At 36.3% G+C, this 15,664-nt stretch carries 13 protein-coding genes and 1 pseudogene; 13 read left to right on the forward strand and 1 reads right to left on the reverse strand.

Going from position 1 to position 15,664, the window contains the following annotated elements:
- Window positions 1–399: 399 nt before the first annotated feature.
- Genes M1D73_RS10245 through narI form a run of 4 tightly spaced genes read left to right on the forward strand, consistent with a single transcriptional unit; the run spans window position 400 to window position 6,805 of the window.
- On the forward strand, window positions 400–4,083 hold the full coding sequence (locus M1D73_RS10245) for a nitrate reductase subunit alpha (protein WP_098212423.1): 3,684 nt from the start codon (window positions 400–402) through the stop codon (window positions 4,081–4,083).
- A complete protein-coding gene (narH, locus tag M1D73_RS10250) occupies window positions 4,073–5,548 on the forward strand; it encodes a nitrate reductase subunit beta (protein WP_025688298.1) in 1,476 nt (491 codons plus the stop codon). The genes M1D73_RS10245 and narH overlap by 11 nt, the downstream gene beginning before the upstream one ends.
- A gap of 19 nt (window positions 5,549–5,567) precedes the next feature.
- Complete coding sequence (gene narJ, locus M1D73_RS10255) at window positions 5,568–6,098, forward strand: nitrate reductase molybdenum cofactor assembly chaperone (protein WP_025688299.1); 531 nt, start codon at window positions 5,568–5,570, stop codon at window positions 6,096–6,098.
- Between the two features lie 17 nt (window positions 6,099–6,115).
- Entirely contained in the window at window positions 6,116–6,805 is a 690-nt protein-coding gene (gene narI / locus M1D73_RS10260; RefSeq protein ID WP_000969212.1) for a respiratory nitrate reductase subunit gamma, read from the forward strand.
- Window positions 6,806–6,941: 136 nt separating this feature from the next.
- On the opposite strand, the gene M1D73_RS10265 is transcribed toward narI, so the two are convergent.
- Complete coding sequence (locus M1D73_RS10265; protein ID WP_121868336.1) at window positions 6,942–7,634, reverse strand: Crp/Fnr family transcriptional regulator; 693 nt, start codon at window positions 7,632–7,634, stop codon at window positions 6,942–6,944.
- A gap of 324 nt (window positions 7,635–7,958) precedes the next feature.
- Here M1D73_RS10265 and moaA point away from each other — a divergent pair, with 324 nt between their 5' ends.
- From moaA to M1D73_RS10310, 9 genes and pseudogenes are all read left to right on the forward strand, one after another.
- Entirely contained in the window at window positions 7,959–8,972 is a 1,014-nt protein-coding gene (moaA, locus tag M1D73_RS10270; protein WP_000545004.1) for a GTP 3',8-cyclase MoaA, read from the forward strand.
- A gap of 17 nt (window positions 8,973–8,989) precedes the next feature.
- Window positions 8,990–10,003 carry a molybdopterin-synthase adenylyltransferase MoeB gene (locus M1D73_RS10275; RefSeq protein ID WP_098212424.1) on the forward strand — a complete coding sequence of 338 codons (1,014 nt, stop codon included), beginning with the start codon at window positions 8,990–8,992 and terminating at the stop codon, window positions 10,001–10,003.
- Window positions 10,004–10,044: 41 nt separating this feature from the next.
- Complete coding sequence (locus M1D73_RS10280) at window positions 10,045–11,334, forward strand: molybdopterin molybdotransferase MoeA (RefSeq protein WP_000880215.1); 1,290 nt, start codon at window positions 10,045–10,047, stop codon at window positions 11,332–11,334.
- Window positions 11,335–11,378: 44 nt separating this feature from the next.
- A complete protein-coding gene (moaE, locus tag M1D73_RS10285) occupies window positions 11,379–11,849 on the forward strand; it encodes a molybdopterin synthase catalytic subunit MoaE (protein ID WP_000149962.1) in 471 nt (156 codons plus the stop codon).
- Window positions 11,846–12,079 carry a molybdopterin converting factor subunit 1 gene (moaD, locus tag M1D73_RS10290; protein WP_000573688.1) on the forward strand — a complete coding sequence of 78 codons (234 nt, stop codon included), beginning with the start codon at window positions 11,846–11,848 and terminating at the stop codon, window positions 12,077–12,079. The genes moaE and moaD overlap by 4 nt, the downstream gene beginning before the upstream one ends.
- A gap of 80 nt (window positions 12,080–12,159) precedes the next feature.
- A complete protein-coding gene (gene narK, locus M1D73_RS10295; protein ID WP_098212425.1) occupies window positions 12,160–13,329 on the forward strand; it encodes a nitrate transporter NarK in 1,170 nt (389 codons plus the stop codon).
- A gap of 313 nt (window positions 13,330–13,642) precedes the next feature.
- A pseudogene (locus tag M1D73_RS10300) lies at window positions 13,643–13,732 on the forward strand (hypothetical protein); the annotation flags it as partial.
- A gap of 300 nt (window positions 13,733–14,032) precedes the next feature.
- On the forward strand, window positions 14,033–14,950 hold the full coding sequence (locus M1D73_RS10305) for an AEC family transporter (RefSeq protein WP_000497498.1): 918 nt from the start codon (window positions 14,033–14,035) through the stop codon (window positions 14,948–14,950).
- A 225-nt stretch (window positions 14,951–15,175) separates the two neighbouring features.
- Window positions 15,176–15,595 (forward strand): STAS/SEC14 domain-containing protein, encoded by a 420-nt coding sequence (locus M1D73_RS10310; RefSeq protein WP_073339619.1) that lies wholly within the window; start codon window positions 15,176–15,178, stop codon window positions 15,593–15,595.
- Window positions 15,596–15,664 lie beyond the last annotated feature (69 nt).

Raw genomic sequence — 15,664 nt, forward strand, 5'->3', positions numbered from 1 at the left:
GATTATTTATTTCAATTACATCTAGTATAATTGTTTCCGTAACTAAGGGCAATACAGTAAATAATGATTTGTAGTTTTATGTAAAATAAGACTCGATATAAAATAATAACATTGGGAAAAATATTTTTACATACAATTTATACTCTTTTCCTTATGGCAGTTTTGAAATAATATCAAAACTCTTTTTCTTTTGCAAAATAGTCGATACCTCAAAATACCATTCTCCTAATAATTAAGATTAACCATAATCTTCACAACGGAACACAAGATTTTCTCACAAACTTATTTTCTACTGAATTTTTGACAATCTCTTGAACTGTGCGAAATGTCACATCTGTATTTTACAACCTCTCTTATAGTAAGGGTATGTAAGAGAGACGTATTAAAGGAGTGAACAGTATGAAGAAAAAACCTTCAGCACTAATGAGACGTTTAAAATATTTTTCACCAATAGATCGTTATAACGATAATCATACACAAGAAACATATGAAGATCGCGAATGGGAAAATGTGTACAGAAAGCGTTGGCAGCATGATAAAGTAATTCGTTCTACACATGGCGTAAACTGTACTGGCTCATGTAGTTGGAATATATATGTGAAAGATGGAATTGTGACTTGGGAAGGACAGGAGCTTAACTATCCAACGACAGGTCCTGACATGCCTGATTTTGAACCACGAGGATGTCCACGTGGAGCGAGTTTTTCTTGGTACATTTATAGTCCGCTTCGTGTGAAATATCCGTATGTACGTGGTGTTCTTTGGAATATGTGGCAAGAAGAATTACAAAATAACGAGTCCCCATTAGGCGCTTGGAAAAGCATTGTGGAAAACCCTGAAAAAGCACGTACGTATAAGCAGGCGCGTGGTAAAGGGGGATTCATTCGTGCGAATTGGGATGAAGTGTTACAACTTGTTTCTGCTTCATTACTATACACAGTATTGAAATACGGTCCAGACCGAAATGTTGGTTTCTCGCCAATTCCAGCTATGTCGATGTTAAGTCATGCAGCTGGTAGTCGCTTTATGCAACTTATGGGTGGACCAATGCTTAGTTTCTATGATTGGTACGCAGATTTACCACCAGCTTCTCCGCAAATTTGGGGTGATCAAACAGATGTACCAGAAAGTAGTGACTGGTATAACTCTGGTTACATTATGACATGGGGTTCAAATGTACCGATGACGAGAACACCAGATGCTCACTTTTTAGCAGAGGTTCGATATAAAGGAACGAAAGTCGTTTCTGTCAGTCCTGACTTCGCTGAATCTACAAAGTTTGCGGATGATTGGATTAGTGTGAAACAAGGTACAGATGGTGCACTTGCGATGGCAATGGGGCATGTGATCTTACAAGAATTTTACGTAGATAATCAAGTGGAATATTTCACAAAGTATGCGAAGCAATATACTGATTTTCCTTTCTTTGTCACATTGAAACAAAAAGGAGATCAATTCGTTGCTGATCGTTTCTTAAACGCTGCTGATATTGGACGCGAAACGAAGTTAGGAGAATGGAAACCTGTTCTTTGGAACGAGAACACGAATGATTTTGCAACACCTCATGGCACAATGGGCTCACGTTGGGATAACGAAAAGAAATGGAACTTGCGTTTAGAAGATGAAGAAACAGGTGAAAAGATTGATCCACGTCTTTCTTTACTTGGAATGGAAGAATCGATTGGAACTGTACAAATTCCGTACTTCTCTGATGATGGAAACAAAGTATTAGAACGTACAATTCCAGTGAAAAAGGTTATGACAGAAGAAGGCGAAGTGTTCGTTACAACTGTATACGACTTAACGTTAGCAAATTACGGTGTGAACCGAGGTCTCGGCGGACAAGAACAGAAAGACTTCAATGATGATGTACCATTTACACCTGCATGGCAAGAGAAAATAACAGGAGTGAAACGAGAGCTAATCATTCAAATCGCTCGTGAGTTCGCACAAAATGCTGTTGATACGAACGGTCGCTCAATGATTATTGTCGGAGCTGGTATTAACCATTGGTTTAACTCAGATACGATTTATCGCGCAGTTTTAAATCTTGTACTTCTCGTCGGGGCACAAGGTGTAAACGGCGGTGGCTGGGCGCATTACGTTGGGCAAGAAAAATTACGACCAGCAGAAGGATGGCAAACAATCGCGATGGCAAAAGATTGGCAAGGGCCACCAAAATTACAAAATGGTACATCTTTCTTCTATTTCGTAACAGATCAATGGCGCTATGAAGATACACCAGTTGGACATTTAGCATCACCAGTGGAAGGAAACTCTCGTTATCAACATCACGGTGATTACAATGTATTAGCAGCACGACTCGGCTGGTTACCTTCTTATCCTACATTTGAGAAAAATGGAATTGAACTATATAAAGAAGCTGTTGCTGCTGGTGCAACAACACAAGAAGAAATCGGAAAATATGTTGCACAAAAACTAAAAGAAAAAGAACTGAAATTTGCAATTGAAGATCCAGATAACAAAAATAACTTCCCGCGCACCTTATTCGTATGGCGTGCGAACTTAATTTCAAGTTCCGGTAAAGGGCACGAATATTTCTTAAAACATTTACTAGGTACAACAAACGGATTAATGAATGACGATAGTGATTCATTACGACCAGAAGAAATTAAGTGGCATGAAGAAGCGCCAGAAGGGAAGCTTGATTTACTCATTAATTTAGATTTCCGTATGGCTGGAACAGCACTGTATTCTGATATTGTATTACCAGCTTCAACTTGGTACGAAAAACATGATTTAAGTAGTACAGATATGCATCCATTTGTGCATCCTTTTAATCCAGCAATCGGTTCACCGTGGGAAGCACGCTCTGACTGGGATATTTTCACTTCACTTTCTAAAGCTGTGTCAGATTTAGCGAAGAAAATTGATCTTGAACCAATGAAAGAAGTTGTTGCAACACCACTTCTTCATGATACACCGCAAGAATTAGCGCAACCACTTGGCAAGATTAAAGATTGGAGTAAAGGTGAATGTGAACCAATCCCGGGTAAAACGATGCCACAAATTCATGTTGTCGAAAGAGATTATAAAACGATTTATGACAAAATGACTGCGCTTGGACCGAATGTCGGAAAACAACCGATTGGTACGAAAGGGATCTCTTGGTCTGCGGAAAAAGAATATGAGCAATTAAAGAGCAAATTAGGAGTTGTTCGAACGGATTCTATCGCGAAAGATTGCCCAGACATAAAAGAAGCAATCAATGCTGCTGAAGCGGTATTAACACTATCTTCTACAACAAACGGTCATATGGCAGTAAAAGCATGGGAAGCACTTGAAAAACAAACAGATCTAAAATTACGTGATTTAGCAGAAGAACGTGAAGAGGAATGCTTCACATTCGAACAAATTACAGCACAGCCGAAAACAGTAATTACTTCTCCAGCATTTACAGGTTCAGAAAAAGGTGGACGCCGTTACTCACCGTTTACAACAAATGTGGAACGTCTTATCCCTTGGAGAACGATAACTGGTCGACAATCTTTCTACTTAGACCATGACATGATGAAAGAATTTGGTGAAACGATGGCAACATTTAAACCAATTCTGCAACATAAACCGTTCCGTAAATCACGGCCCGAAGTAGAAGGGAAAGAGATTACACTAAACTATTTAACACCGCATAATAAGTGGTCGATTCATAGTATGTACTTCGATTCATTACCGATGTTAACGCTATTTAGAGGTGGTCCAACTGTTTGGATGAATAAAGAGGACGCTGCTGAAGCGGGTGTTGCAGATAATGATTGGATTGAGTGCTTTAATCGTAACGGTGTTGTTGTAGCGCGTGCTGTTGTAACGCATCGTATACCGAGAGGAATGGCATTTATGCACCATGCGCAAGATCGTCACATTAACGTACCTGGTACGAAATTAACAAGTAACCGCGGGGGAACGCATAATAGTCCAACTCGAATTCACGTAAAACCGACACATATGATTGGTGGATACGGTCAATTAAGTTATGGATTTAACTATTATGGTCCGACTGGGAACCAGCGCGATTTAAACGTTGTAATTCGCAAACTGAAGGAGGTAGATTGGCTTGAAGATTAAAGCACAAGTCGGAATGGTAATGAACCTAGATAAATGCATCGGCTGCCATACTTGTAGCGTAACGTGCAAAAACACCTGGACAAATCGTCCAGGTGCTGAATATATGTATTTCAATAACGTAGAAACAAAACCTGGAATTGGTTATCCGAAACAATGGGAAGATCAGGATAAATATAAAGGCGGCTGGGAATTGAAAAATGGTGAAATTCAGCTGAAATCTGGTTCGAAAATGAAGCGTCTTATGAACATTTTCCACAATCCAGATCAACCAACAATTGATGATTACTTTGAACCTTGGAATTATGATTATGAAACATTAACAAATAGCCCACAGCGTAAGCATCAACCAGTTGCTCGTCCGAAATCAGCAATTACAGGCGAATTTATCGACAAAATTGAATGGGGTCCAAACTGGGAGGACGATTTAGCAGGCGGACATATAACAGGGTTACAAGATCCGAACGTAAAGAAAATGGAAGAAGAAATTAAAACAGATTTTGAAAACGTCTTTATGATGTATTTACCACGCATATGCGAACATTGTATGAATCCATCGTGCGTATCATCTTGTCCATCTGGTGCAATGTATAAACGTGAAGAAGACGGGATTGTACTTGTGGATCAAAATGCATGTCGTGCTTGGAGATTCTGCGTATCATCTTGTCCATATAAAAAAGTGTATTTTAACTGGCAAACGAATAAAGCTGAAAAATGTACAATGTGTTTCCCACGTATTGAGGCTGGTATGCCAACAATTTGTTCAGAAACATGTGTAGGACGTATCAGATATATTGGGGTAATGCTATATGACGCTGATAAAGTAAAAGAAGCAGCGTCTGTTGAAGACGAAAAAGATTTATATGAATCTCAGCTTACTGTTTTCCTAGATCCAAATGATCCAGAAGTGGCAGCTGAAGCGAAAAAACAAGGCATTCCTGAAGAATGGATTAAAGCGGCACAACAGTCACCAATCTATAAAATGATTATCGATTGGAAAATTGCTCTACCTCTTCACCCAGAGTATCGTACAATGCCAATGGTTTGGTATATCCCGCCGCTTAGCCCAATTATGAATATGGTGGAGGGAAAAGGTAGTAACTGGCAAGCAGAAGAGATTTTCCCTGCTATTGATAATATGCGTATTCCAATTCAATATTTAGCGAATTTACTCACTGCAGGAGATGAATCACATATTCGTCTTACATTGAAAAAAATGGCTGTTATGCGAACGCATATGAGAGCAATGCAAATTAATAAAGAACCAAATGAAGCTGTATTAAAAGAACTTGGCTTAACGAAACAGGATGTAGAAGATATGTATCGTCTTCTTGCTATCGCAAAATATAAAGATCGTTTTGTTATCCCGACATCTCACAGAGAACAAGTTGCAGATTTATATAGTGAACAAGGAAGCTGTGGTTTATCATTCGCAGGTGGTCCAGGCTCTTGTATGACAATTTCTTAAATAATGGGGGCGGAAAAATATGAAACAAAGTTTACAAACTGCTTTTTCATGTTCTTCATTTCTTCTCTCCTACCCAGAAATCGGGTGGAGAGAAACTTTAACTGAATTACAAGAAGAGATGGAAGCGATTGAACAGGACGATGTTAAAGCTTCACTTACAGCATTTATAAAACAAGCGCTAAATAAAACGAACGATCAACTCATTGATGGTTACGTATATACATTTGATTTTGGTAAAAAGACGAATATGTATTTAACGTATATGAACACTGGTGAACAAAGAGAAAGAGGGATTGAATTACTAGAGTTAAAGCAGCATTATAAAAAATCAGGTTTTGAAGTAACAGATAAAGAGTTACCTGATTATTTACCGCTATTGCTTGAGTTTTTTGCAAATGCAAATGAGCAAGACAGTGAACCAATTATGAGTAAATACAAGGAGAACATACAAGCATTACACGTTCAGTTAAAAGAAGCAGGTAGTATGTATGAACCAATTCTTGCGGCTGTTCTACTCGCTATCGATACATGGGGTGTACAGACAAATTAGAAAGGAGAGTTGTTAAAATGATGGATCAATTTCTATGGGTATTGTTTCCCTATATCATTTTTGCAATCTTTATCGGTGGACATATTTTTAGATACAACTATGATCAATTTGGATGGACATCAAAATCTAGTGAACTATTAGAAAAGAAAATGCTCCGAATCGGAAGTCTATTATTCCACTTTGGGATTATGTTCGTAATTGGCGGTCATGTTATGGGGATATTAATTCCAGAAGCTGTATACCGTTCAATAGGTATTTCTGAGCATATGTATCATGTAGTAGCAATTAGTTTTGGGCTTCCGGCAGGTGTTGCTTCTATCATCGGTTTAATTATATTAACGTACCGCCGCGTAACTGTAAAACGTATCATTGCAACGAGTACAAAGGGAGATTATATTGCGCTTATTTTATTACTTATCGTAATGCTAGCAGGACTTTCTTCAACATTTTTAAATATCGATTCAAAAGGATTTGATTATCGTACAACAATTGGCCCTTGGTTCCGAAGCCTCTTTATTTTCCAACCGAAAGTTGAATATATGATGGAAGTACCAGTATGGTTTAAAATTCATATTCTTGCAGGGATGGGTTTATTCGCAGTATGGCCATTTACAAGACTAGTACATGTATTTAGTGCCCCAATTAAATATATAAGCCGTAGCTATGTAATTTACAGAAGACGTATTCCTAATGAATTGAAAAAATAATACTGCTGTAAACGGATAGGAGCTAATGGTTAAAACGAAACGAGGTCTAATATGGAAGGCCTCGTTTTTGTTTACAGAGGGAATAACCGTTAATAAATGGCTTAAATTGAAAAAAGATTAGCATCTAAATAAGATGCTAATCAATGCTACAAACAGAAGCAGAGCAATCTTCACAAGCAATTTCACATTTTAAAAATTGTAAATCGTGGATTGTAATCTTTCCTTTATGAATTGAAATTGTACCTTGCTTTTTTAATTCATTTAACATTCGATTTACACTTTCACGTGAAGTTGCACAGAAATTAGCAAGTTCTTGATTTGTTAATGGTAAATCGATGAGAATCCCATTTTCTTTTAATATACCGTAACTATTTGTCATTCGTATAAGGGTAGAATACAGGGCACCTTTTTTGCCGTGTAATACTAAATCTCGGAACTTCGTTTGCATTCTTCTTAAATGTTCACTAATCCATTTCATAAATTCAAATACGAGTGCAGGTTTTTGGAGTAATGCTTTTTCTAATGCTTCACGCTTTATAACGCCTACTTCCACATCCTCAAGACATTTTGAATTTAATAAGTATGTCGCATTGTCCGTGAACAATGTTAATTCTCCAATAATGTCATATTCTGAACAAATTCGAAGTGTTAATTCTTGTCCGTCAGCACTTAGTTTACTAATTTGTACTTTTCCTGAGTGGATGATATAGAGCTCTGTTGCCTCCATACCTTCTTGAAAAATAAAACTACCTTTTTTAATTTGCATTTTATATTCAACAGATGCAAGTAATTCTTTTAAATCTTGAGATAATGTCATACTGTTTGCCACAGTGATCACCTTTCTTCTTATAAGCAATACATTTCCTATTTTGAGTGTAAATATGATGAAAATGCAAGAGCTATTTTAAAAATAAATTGAAATTTCAATGACCGTAAGCGGAAGAGATTTTCAGTTTTTAGTTTGAAAAATTCAATAGACAAAGTAGATGAGATTAAAGATGTGAACAAAATTCGAACGGATTTGTGAAAAATTTTTGAATGGGGAAAGTAATGTGAGAAAAGTCACATTGAATATGTAGCTTCTTTTTTATAATGAAGGCAAATAAAAAAATGAAAGCTTACTAAGGATTGTAGCAGAAAAGAAGGGATAGAGATGCACGAGAACATAAAAGATTCTTTAAAGCGGCCACTTCAAGATTTACGTATTTCAGTTATTGATCGTTGTAATTTTAGGTGTACATACTGTATGCCTGCTGAAGTGTTCGGACCTGATTACGCTTTTTTAAAGGAAGAGCTTTTATTAACGTTCGATGAAATAGAAAGGTTAGCGAGATTATTTATAAGTATGGGAGTTAATAAAATTAGGCTTACTGGCGGTGAACCTTTATTGCGTAAAGACTTATCGACGTTAATTGCAAGACTTACAAATCTAGAAGGCTTACAAGATATTGGACTCACAACAAACGGAATTCATTTAGCAAAACAAGCTAAGGCGCTAAAAGAAGCAGGATTAAAGCGTGTGAATATTAGTTTAGATGCAATAGAGGATCATGTCTTCCAAAAAATTAATGGAAGAAATGTAAGTACGAAACCTGTACTGAAAGGAATTGAAGCAGCGAAGGAAGCTGGATTAGAAGTAAAGGTAAATATGGTCGTAAAAAAAGGGATGAATGATAGTCAAATTCTTCCTATGGTTCGTTATTTTAAAGAACAAGAAATACAGTTACGTTTCATTGAGTTTATGGATGTAGGCAGTACGAACGGATGGAACTTTGAGCAAGTCGTTACGAAGGAACAATTAATAGAGAAAATTAATCGTGTATATCCAATTGAGCCCGCTCAGCCTCGTTACTTTGGAGAGGTTGCGAAATTGTATCGATATGTAGGGAGTAATGCAGAAGTGGGATTTATTACTTCTGTTTCTGAGTCATTTTGTTCTTCTTGTACGAGAGCACGTATTTCGGCAGATGGTAAGTTTTTTACGTGCCTATTTGGAGAAAAAGGAACGGATTTGCGAACGCTTCTTCGAGAAAATATTTCTGATGCCTCACTATTAAAAATTTTACAACATACATGGCGATATAGAACAGATCGATATTCAGATGAAAGAACGGTTGAGAGTGCAAGTAAACGTCCAAAAGTTGAAATGTCTTACATTGGTGGATAGTGAAAGGAGGATTTCTTATGCAAGAGCGTTATTCAAGACAAGTGTTGTTTTCTGGAATTGGTGAAATGGGACAAAGAAAAATAAGAGAAAAGCATGTGCTCCTAATCGGTGCGGGTGCACTAGGGGCTGCGAATGCAGAAGCACTCGCTAGGATGGGAATTGGGAAATTGACAATTGCCGATCGTGACTATGTCGAATGGAGTAATTTACAACGGCAACAGTTATATACAGAAGAAGATGCAAAACAATGCAAACCAAAAGCAATTGCAGCGGCAGAACATGTAAGAAAGATTAATTCTGAAGTGGAAATTGTATCAGTTGTAATGGATGTCACAATGCAAGAAATAGAAGAGTTAACAAAAGAAGTGGATCTCATTATAGATGCCACTGACAACTTCGATACGCGCCTACTTATAAATGATATTTCACAAAAAGAAAATATACCTTGGATATACGGTGGATGCGTTGGAAGTTACGGTGTAACGTATACAAGTCTTCCAGGAAAAACACCATGTTTTCGCTGCTTAATGGATCATCCGATGGGCGGTGCAACATGTGATACAGCGGGAATTATTCAGCCAGCTGTACAGATGGTTGTTGCTCACCAAGTGACAGAAGCAATGAAAATATTGGTGGATGATTTCGAGACGCTACGAGGAACAATGTTATCATTTGATATTTGGAACAATCAATTTCTCTCATTAAAAGTAAATAAACAGAAAAAAAGTACATGTCCATCTTGCGGAAATACACGTACGTATCCAAGTTTAACATTTGAAGCGCAGATGAAAACGGAAGTATTATGCGGACGGAATACAGTCCAAATCCGTCCAGGAATAAAGAGAGTTCTAAATTTAAACGAAATCAAAAAAAGATTACAAAAAATTGTACATGTCCAAAAAACGCCGTACTTACTAGCATTTCTAATTGATGAATATCGTTTCGTTTTATTTACAGACGGTAGGGCATTTATTCATGGGACAAGTGATGTGAAAATAGCAAAACGATTGTACGCAAAATATATAGGATGAACAGAGAGAGTTTCCCCCTTATTAAAACGAGGTGAAAAAGAATGTTAGCAAAACGTATACCGATTCCAGTGGCAGAAGCAGTTGCACGAGTAATGAAATATGCTCATCAAGGTGAAACAGAAGAGGTTTCTCTTATAGAAAGTTACGGAAGAACGCTTGGAGAAGATGTTATTGCAGATCATGATGTCCCGCATTTTGATCGCTCTCCGTACGACGGGTTTGCGATTCGATCAGAAGATACGAAAGAAGCAAGTAGTAGTAACCCTATTCAGTTTGAAGTAATTGGTGAAATTGGAGCAGGGGTTGTTTTTACAGAAGAAGTGAAAGCATTTCAAGCTGTCCGTATTATGACAGGAGCCGCAATTCCGAGAGGGTGTAATGCGGTTGTTATGTTAGAACTAACGGAAGGATTTGAAAAAAACGAAAAGACTTATATGACATTAAAACGCTGTTTCACAGCCGGTGATAACATTTCTTTTAAAGGTGAAGATGTAAAACAAAATACTATCCTTGTGAAAGAAGGGACTGTTATTAATCCTGGAGTAGCAGCACTTCTTGCTACGTTTGGTTATAGTACGGTATATGTTATAAAACAACCAGTGATTGGAATTGTAACGACGGGTAGCGAACTGCTTGAAGTACATGAAAAATTAAAGCCAGGGAAGATTCGAAATAGTAACTCCTATATGATAGCTGCTCAAATTGAACGAGCAGGGGGGATTGTACAGTATTATGGGCAATTCGCTGACGATTTCGAGACGTGTTATAACACTGTAAAAAAGGCGATAAAAGAAGTTGATATATTAATTACAACTGGTGGTGTTTCAGTAGGAGACTATGACTATTTACCTGCCATCTATGAGAGATTACGAGCTAATGTACTTTTTGACAAAATAGCGATGCGACCAGGAAGTGTGACAACTGTAGCTGAGGTAGAAGGAAAATTACTATTTGGTCTATCTGGTAATCCTTCTGCTTGTTATGTCGGTTGTGAATTATATGTTAGACCAGTGATTGGAAAATACTTGCATAGGGAAGATTCGCACATATATCGTGCAGAGGCAATTTTACAAAAAGACTTTCCGAAAGCAAACCCATTTACTCGTTTTGTAAGAGGGAGAGTGGAAATTGTAGATGGGCAATTACAAGTTACACCAGTTGGTTTAGATAAATCTAGCGCAATTTCTTCACTTGCAGAAGCGAATGCATTTATCGTTTTGCCAGGGGGAACGAGAGGATTTAAAGCTGGAATTACTGTTTCGGTACTGTTATTAGAATCAAACAACGGAAGTGAGTGGCCGTGGGAAGAGCCGCTTCGATCATACAAGTAATAGAAAAATAGGTTGCTAACTTATATAAAGATAAGAGGTGCAAAATGACACATACGTATTATGAAGTAATTGATACACCTATTTCAATTGAAGAAGTTACAAACAAAGTAATTCGTCGTGAGTGTGGTGCGGTTACTACTTTTATTGGTACTGTTAGAGAATTTACGAAAGGTCGACGTACACTTTGTTTAGAGTATGTAGCTTATAAGACAATGGCGGAGAAACAGCTTGAGAGAATTGGCACTGAAGTAGGAGAGAATTGGCCGGGGATATATGTCGCTATTACACATCGCATTGGTACATTACAAATTTCTGATCTTGCTGTTGTCGTTGCTGTTTCTACACCACACCGGAAAGCTGCCTATGAGGCGAACGAATATATTATGGAGCGTATTAAACAAATTGTTCCAATTTGGAAGAAAGAGTTTTGGGAAGATGGTGAGTCATGGATAGGTGATCAGTTAGAGAGGGTAACATATGCAAATGGTGAGCCTAGAAAGGAGATGAGAATATGATTGAAGTGCTATTATTTGCACATTTACAGGAAGAAGTAAGTAAGTCGTCATTGCACATAGATTGTGAAAATATTACAGTTGCGAAGCTGAAGGAAGTACTCATTAAGAAATACAACATAGCAATTTCAAACGAGATTATGGTCGCGATAAATGAAGAGTATGCAAATGAGAATGACATCATTCAAACTGGCGATATCGTAGCAATGATTCCGCCAGTAAGTGGTGGTTGATTCTTTTCAGCCTAATCATGTTAGGACGTGATTAGGCTGGAGAGAATGAATATAACTATGCATACATAGGAGGGAACAGAATGAAAAGTCCTAATTTTCAATTAAGTTTACAAACTTCTAATCTAATTATCGGTTTTATGGTATGGGTCATTTTATCATCATTAATGCCTTATATTAAAGCGGATATTCCATTAACTGCGGGACAAATTTCTATGGTCACAGCAGTACCTGTTATTTTAGGCTCTATTCTTCGTATTCCAATTGGTTATTGGACGAATCGTTTCGGAGCAAGAAAATTATTCTTTATTAGTTTTATTCTATTATTATTTCCTGTTTTTTATATTAGTGTTGCCAATTCTATGATGGATTTAATTATTGGTGGATTATTTGTAGGAATCGGTGGTGCTGTATTCTCTGTAGGAGTAACTTCTTTACCAAAATACTTTCCGAAAGAGAGTCACGGTTTTGTAAATGGTATTTACGGTGTCGGTAACGCCGGAACAGCAATTACTTCGTTTTTAGCACCTGTCATTGCAACTTCAGTTGGCTGGAGAACGACAGTACAATGTTATTTAGTTTTACTTGCAGCGTTTGCACTTATGAACTTTTTATTAGGTGATCGTAAGGAGAAAAAAGTGAATACACCACTAATGGAACAAATAAAAGGTGTATATAAAAATGAGAAACTTTGGTTTTTATGTATCTTTTACTTTTTAACATTCGGATCATTTGTCGCATTTACAGTATACTTACCAAACTTTCTAGTATCTCACTTCGGATTAGAGAAAGTAGATGCAGGTATGCGGACAGCCGGATTCATCGTACTCGCAACAATTATGCGCCCGATTGGTGGTTGGTTCGGTGATAAGTTTAATCCATTTAAAATATTAATCTTCGTATTTATCGGTTTAACACTTTCAGGTATTATTTTATCGTTTATGCCAAGTATGAACGTGTATACATTTGGTTGCTTACTAGTAGCATTTTGTGCAGGGATTGGTAATGGTACAATCTTCAAACTCGTTCCAATGTATTTCTCAGAACAAGCTGGTATTGTAAATGGTCTCGTATCAGCTTTAGGTGGACTAGGAGGATTCTTCCCACCGCTAATTTTAACATTACTATTCCAATTAACAGGTCATTATGCAATTGGATTTATGGCGCTATCAGAAGTCGCACTTGCTTGTTTAATCATTACAGTATGGATGTATAGCCAAGAGAAATTGTTAGTGATGTTAAAGAATCATTAATAAGGAAAAAGAACCATCCCAAAGTATATTGGGATGGTTCTTTTAGTAATAGGCTTCAACATGTTTTTATTGATATCTCAATAAACGCTTGTTTTCTATAAGAATGTGTTTTTAAAATGAAAAACAGAAGGCTTATGGAATTTTATTTTAAAATATAGAAGTCAAAAGTTATTCATTTAAAGGGTAGATTAGTGAAGGAAATCTTAAATCTATTCTAAAGATCGAACTCATTTTTAGAATGCAAATATTTAATTGAATCGGGATGTTTAGATGAAAAAAATATAAGTCCACTCAAGATAAACAAGTATCAGGTGTGTTAGGTGGTTTAAGCGACAAGTATGGGATTGATGTAAGTATTCTTCGCATAGTAACTGCAGTATCAGATTTTTTTAGGGCCAAATTTTTTGGTAAGGCTAACGGATATTGTGAAAAAAGTACTACACTAAAGAATACAGTTTAGTTCAATAAGATAAAATTATGAATTTGTATAAATAATCCATAATTTTCTTTATGAGTTATATTTGATATGTTAAAGAAAAGAGAGGGGAGGGAAATGAAATAAGAATTTTTGATGAGCATTTTCATATTATCGATTTCAGTTTTCTGATTATTGAGAACTAAGGGTGTTTTCCGATGAATGAAATGTGTCCACATTTAGTAAAGCGTTTAATCCAACTAAAATATATTTAGAATGAGGTTTTAAATGTTTGTATTTATTATATTAGACGTAATATTACCGATATTAATATTGATGCTAATTGGTGCAATCTTACAAAGAAAGTTCCAATTTAACTTAAAGCAGCTATCTACACTTATTACTTATTGCTTAATGCCAGCGGCTGTATTTGTGAATATATATGATATTCGTATAGAAACAGGTTTGTTGCTCCAGATAATATACTATTTAATGCTTTATAGTCTGAGTCTGATTATAGTAAGTCATTTCATTTCAAAAATATTAAAGTTAGAAAAAGGAGAAAGTGCAGCTCTAAAAAATAGCATTTCGTTAATGAATTCCGGTAATTATGGGTTACCAGTAAGTCAATTGATTTTCAGTCACAATCCAGTGGGGGTTTCCATTCAAATTTTTATTGTTATTTTCCAGAATCTTTTAACTTATTCATATGGGATATATAACTTACTATCAGCAACAAAAACAATCGGAGGTATTATTCAATCATTTCTAAGACTGCCTGTATTTCATGCACTCGTATTAGGGGTTTTCTTTCAATCTTTTACAATTCAAATACCTAATTCTATCTTTATTCCTCTTAATCAGCTTGCGAATGGTTTTGTTGCAATAGCACTCATATTGCTAGGGGCACAATTATCCAACATTAAGCTTAATTTTTTCCATCGAGTCATAACATGGGCTTTAATTGGAAGGTTACTGATGGGACCATTATTAGCACTTGCCGTAATATACATACTAAACATCGATGGTATTGTTGCACAATCATTATTTATTGCAAGTTCTTTTCCTACTTCAAGAAATACATCAACCATTGCTATGGAATATCAAATAGAGCCTGAATTACATGCACAAATCGTTTTATTTTCAACACTTTTCAGCATTATTACAGTAACTGTCGTTATTTATTTGTCATATATTTTGTTTTGAATATACGTGTTAAAACGAATAGATTTGAGGCGGTAAATGATGGCGGAAATCCCATAGATATGAGAAGAAAACAGTCTATGATATATTGGGTATCGTTTACAATTGTACCATGTCTGATAATCAAGTAGCTTAGACACAATTTCGCTTATAATTGACGTTACATGAGCTTAGTTTGATAGCGGTGGGGTGGGAGTGTCAAGTAAGAAATTTTTCTTTATTGATTTTATGCGGTTTTTCCGCAAAATTGTAACTAAGGGGGATTCCAAGTTGAGTAAACAGAATATCAGCACAACAGTTTCAGGAGATATAATTGTTACCCATCTAGTTGGCAATATAAAAACAGATGATGTGTATGAATGGTTTAATGGTTTTGAGCAGGTTTGTCAGCAATTCATTTCTGAAGGGCGGAAATACAAATTGTTGGTGGATAGAAAAGGATACACGCCAAATCATTTTTCTGTTCAAAAAGTATGGAAAGAGAAGTTCTTCAATGAAATCATTTTGAATAACAGTAAGGCAATTGCATTTCTCCTTGAAGAGGGGGAGATAATGGATTATTTACAACAATCTAATACGAAAGAATCTGTGAGATTTTTTGATGATTATGAACAAGCGCTAATTTGGTTGAATGAATATCCAATATAAAACCTGTATTGAAGCAGTTGCTCTCAAGCAACTGCTTTTTTGTCCGTAATTGTTGCCGTTATTTTTCTT

This window comes from Bacillus sp. PK3-067, assembly GCF_056738645.1.

What these genes read in the sequence shown, in the direction of transcription:
- M1D73_RS10245 (WP_098212423.1), top strand. Translation starts at nt 400, where the DNA reads ATGAAGAAAAAACCTTCAGCACTAATGAGACGTTTAAAATATTTTTCA.
- narJ (WP_025688299.1), top strand. Translation starts at nt 5,568, where the DNA reads ATGAAACAAAGTTTACAAACTGCTTTTTCATGTTCTTCATTTCTTCTC.
- narI (WP_000969212.1), top strand. Translation starts at nt 6,116, where the DNA reads ATGATGGATCAATTTCTATGGGTATTGTTTCCCTATATCATTTTTGCA.
- moaA (WP_000545004.1), top strand. Translation starts at nt 7,959, where the DNA reads ATGCACGAGAACATAAAAGATTCTTTAAAGCGGCCACTTCAAGATTTA.
- M1D73_RS10275 (WP_098212424.1), top strand. Translation starts at nt 8,990, where the DNA reads ATGCAAGAGCGTTATTCAAGACAAGTGTTGTTTTCTGGAATTGGTGAA.
- M1D73_RS10280 (WP_000880215.1), top strand. Translation starts at nt 10,045, where the DNA reads ATGTTAGCAAAACGTATACCGATTCCAGTGGCAGAAGCAGTTGCACGA.
- moaE (WP_000149962.1), top strand. Translation starts at nt 11,379, where the DNA reads ATGACACATACGTATTATGAAGTAATTGATACACCTATTTCAATTGAA.
- moaD (WP_000573688.1), top strand. Translation starts at nt 11,846, where the DNA reads ATGATTGAAGTGCTATTATTTGCACATTTACAGGAAGAAGTAAGTAAG.
- narK (WP_098212425.1), top strand. Translation starts at nt 12,160, where the DNA reads ATGAAAAGTCCTAATTTTCAATTAAGTTTACAAACTTCTAATCTAATT.
- M1D73_RS10305 (WP_000497498.1), top strand. Translation starts at nt 14,033, where the DNA reads ATGTTTGTATTTATTATATTAGACGTAATATTACCGATATTAATATTG.
- M1D73_RS10310 (WP_073339619.1), top strand. Translation starts at nt 15,176, where the DNA reads ATGCGGTTTTTCCGCAAAATTGTAACTAAGGGGGATTCCAAGTTGAGT.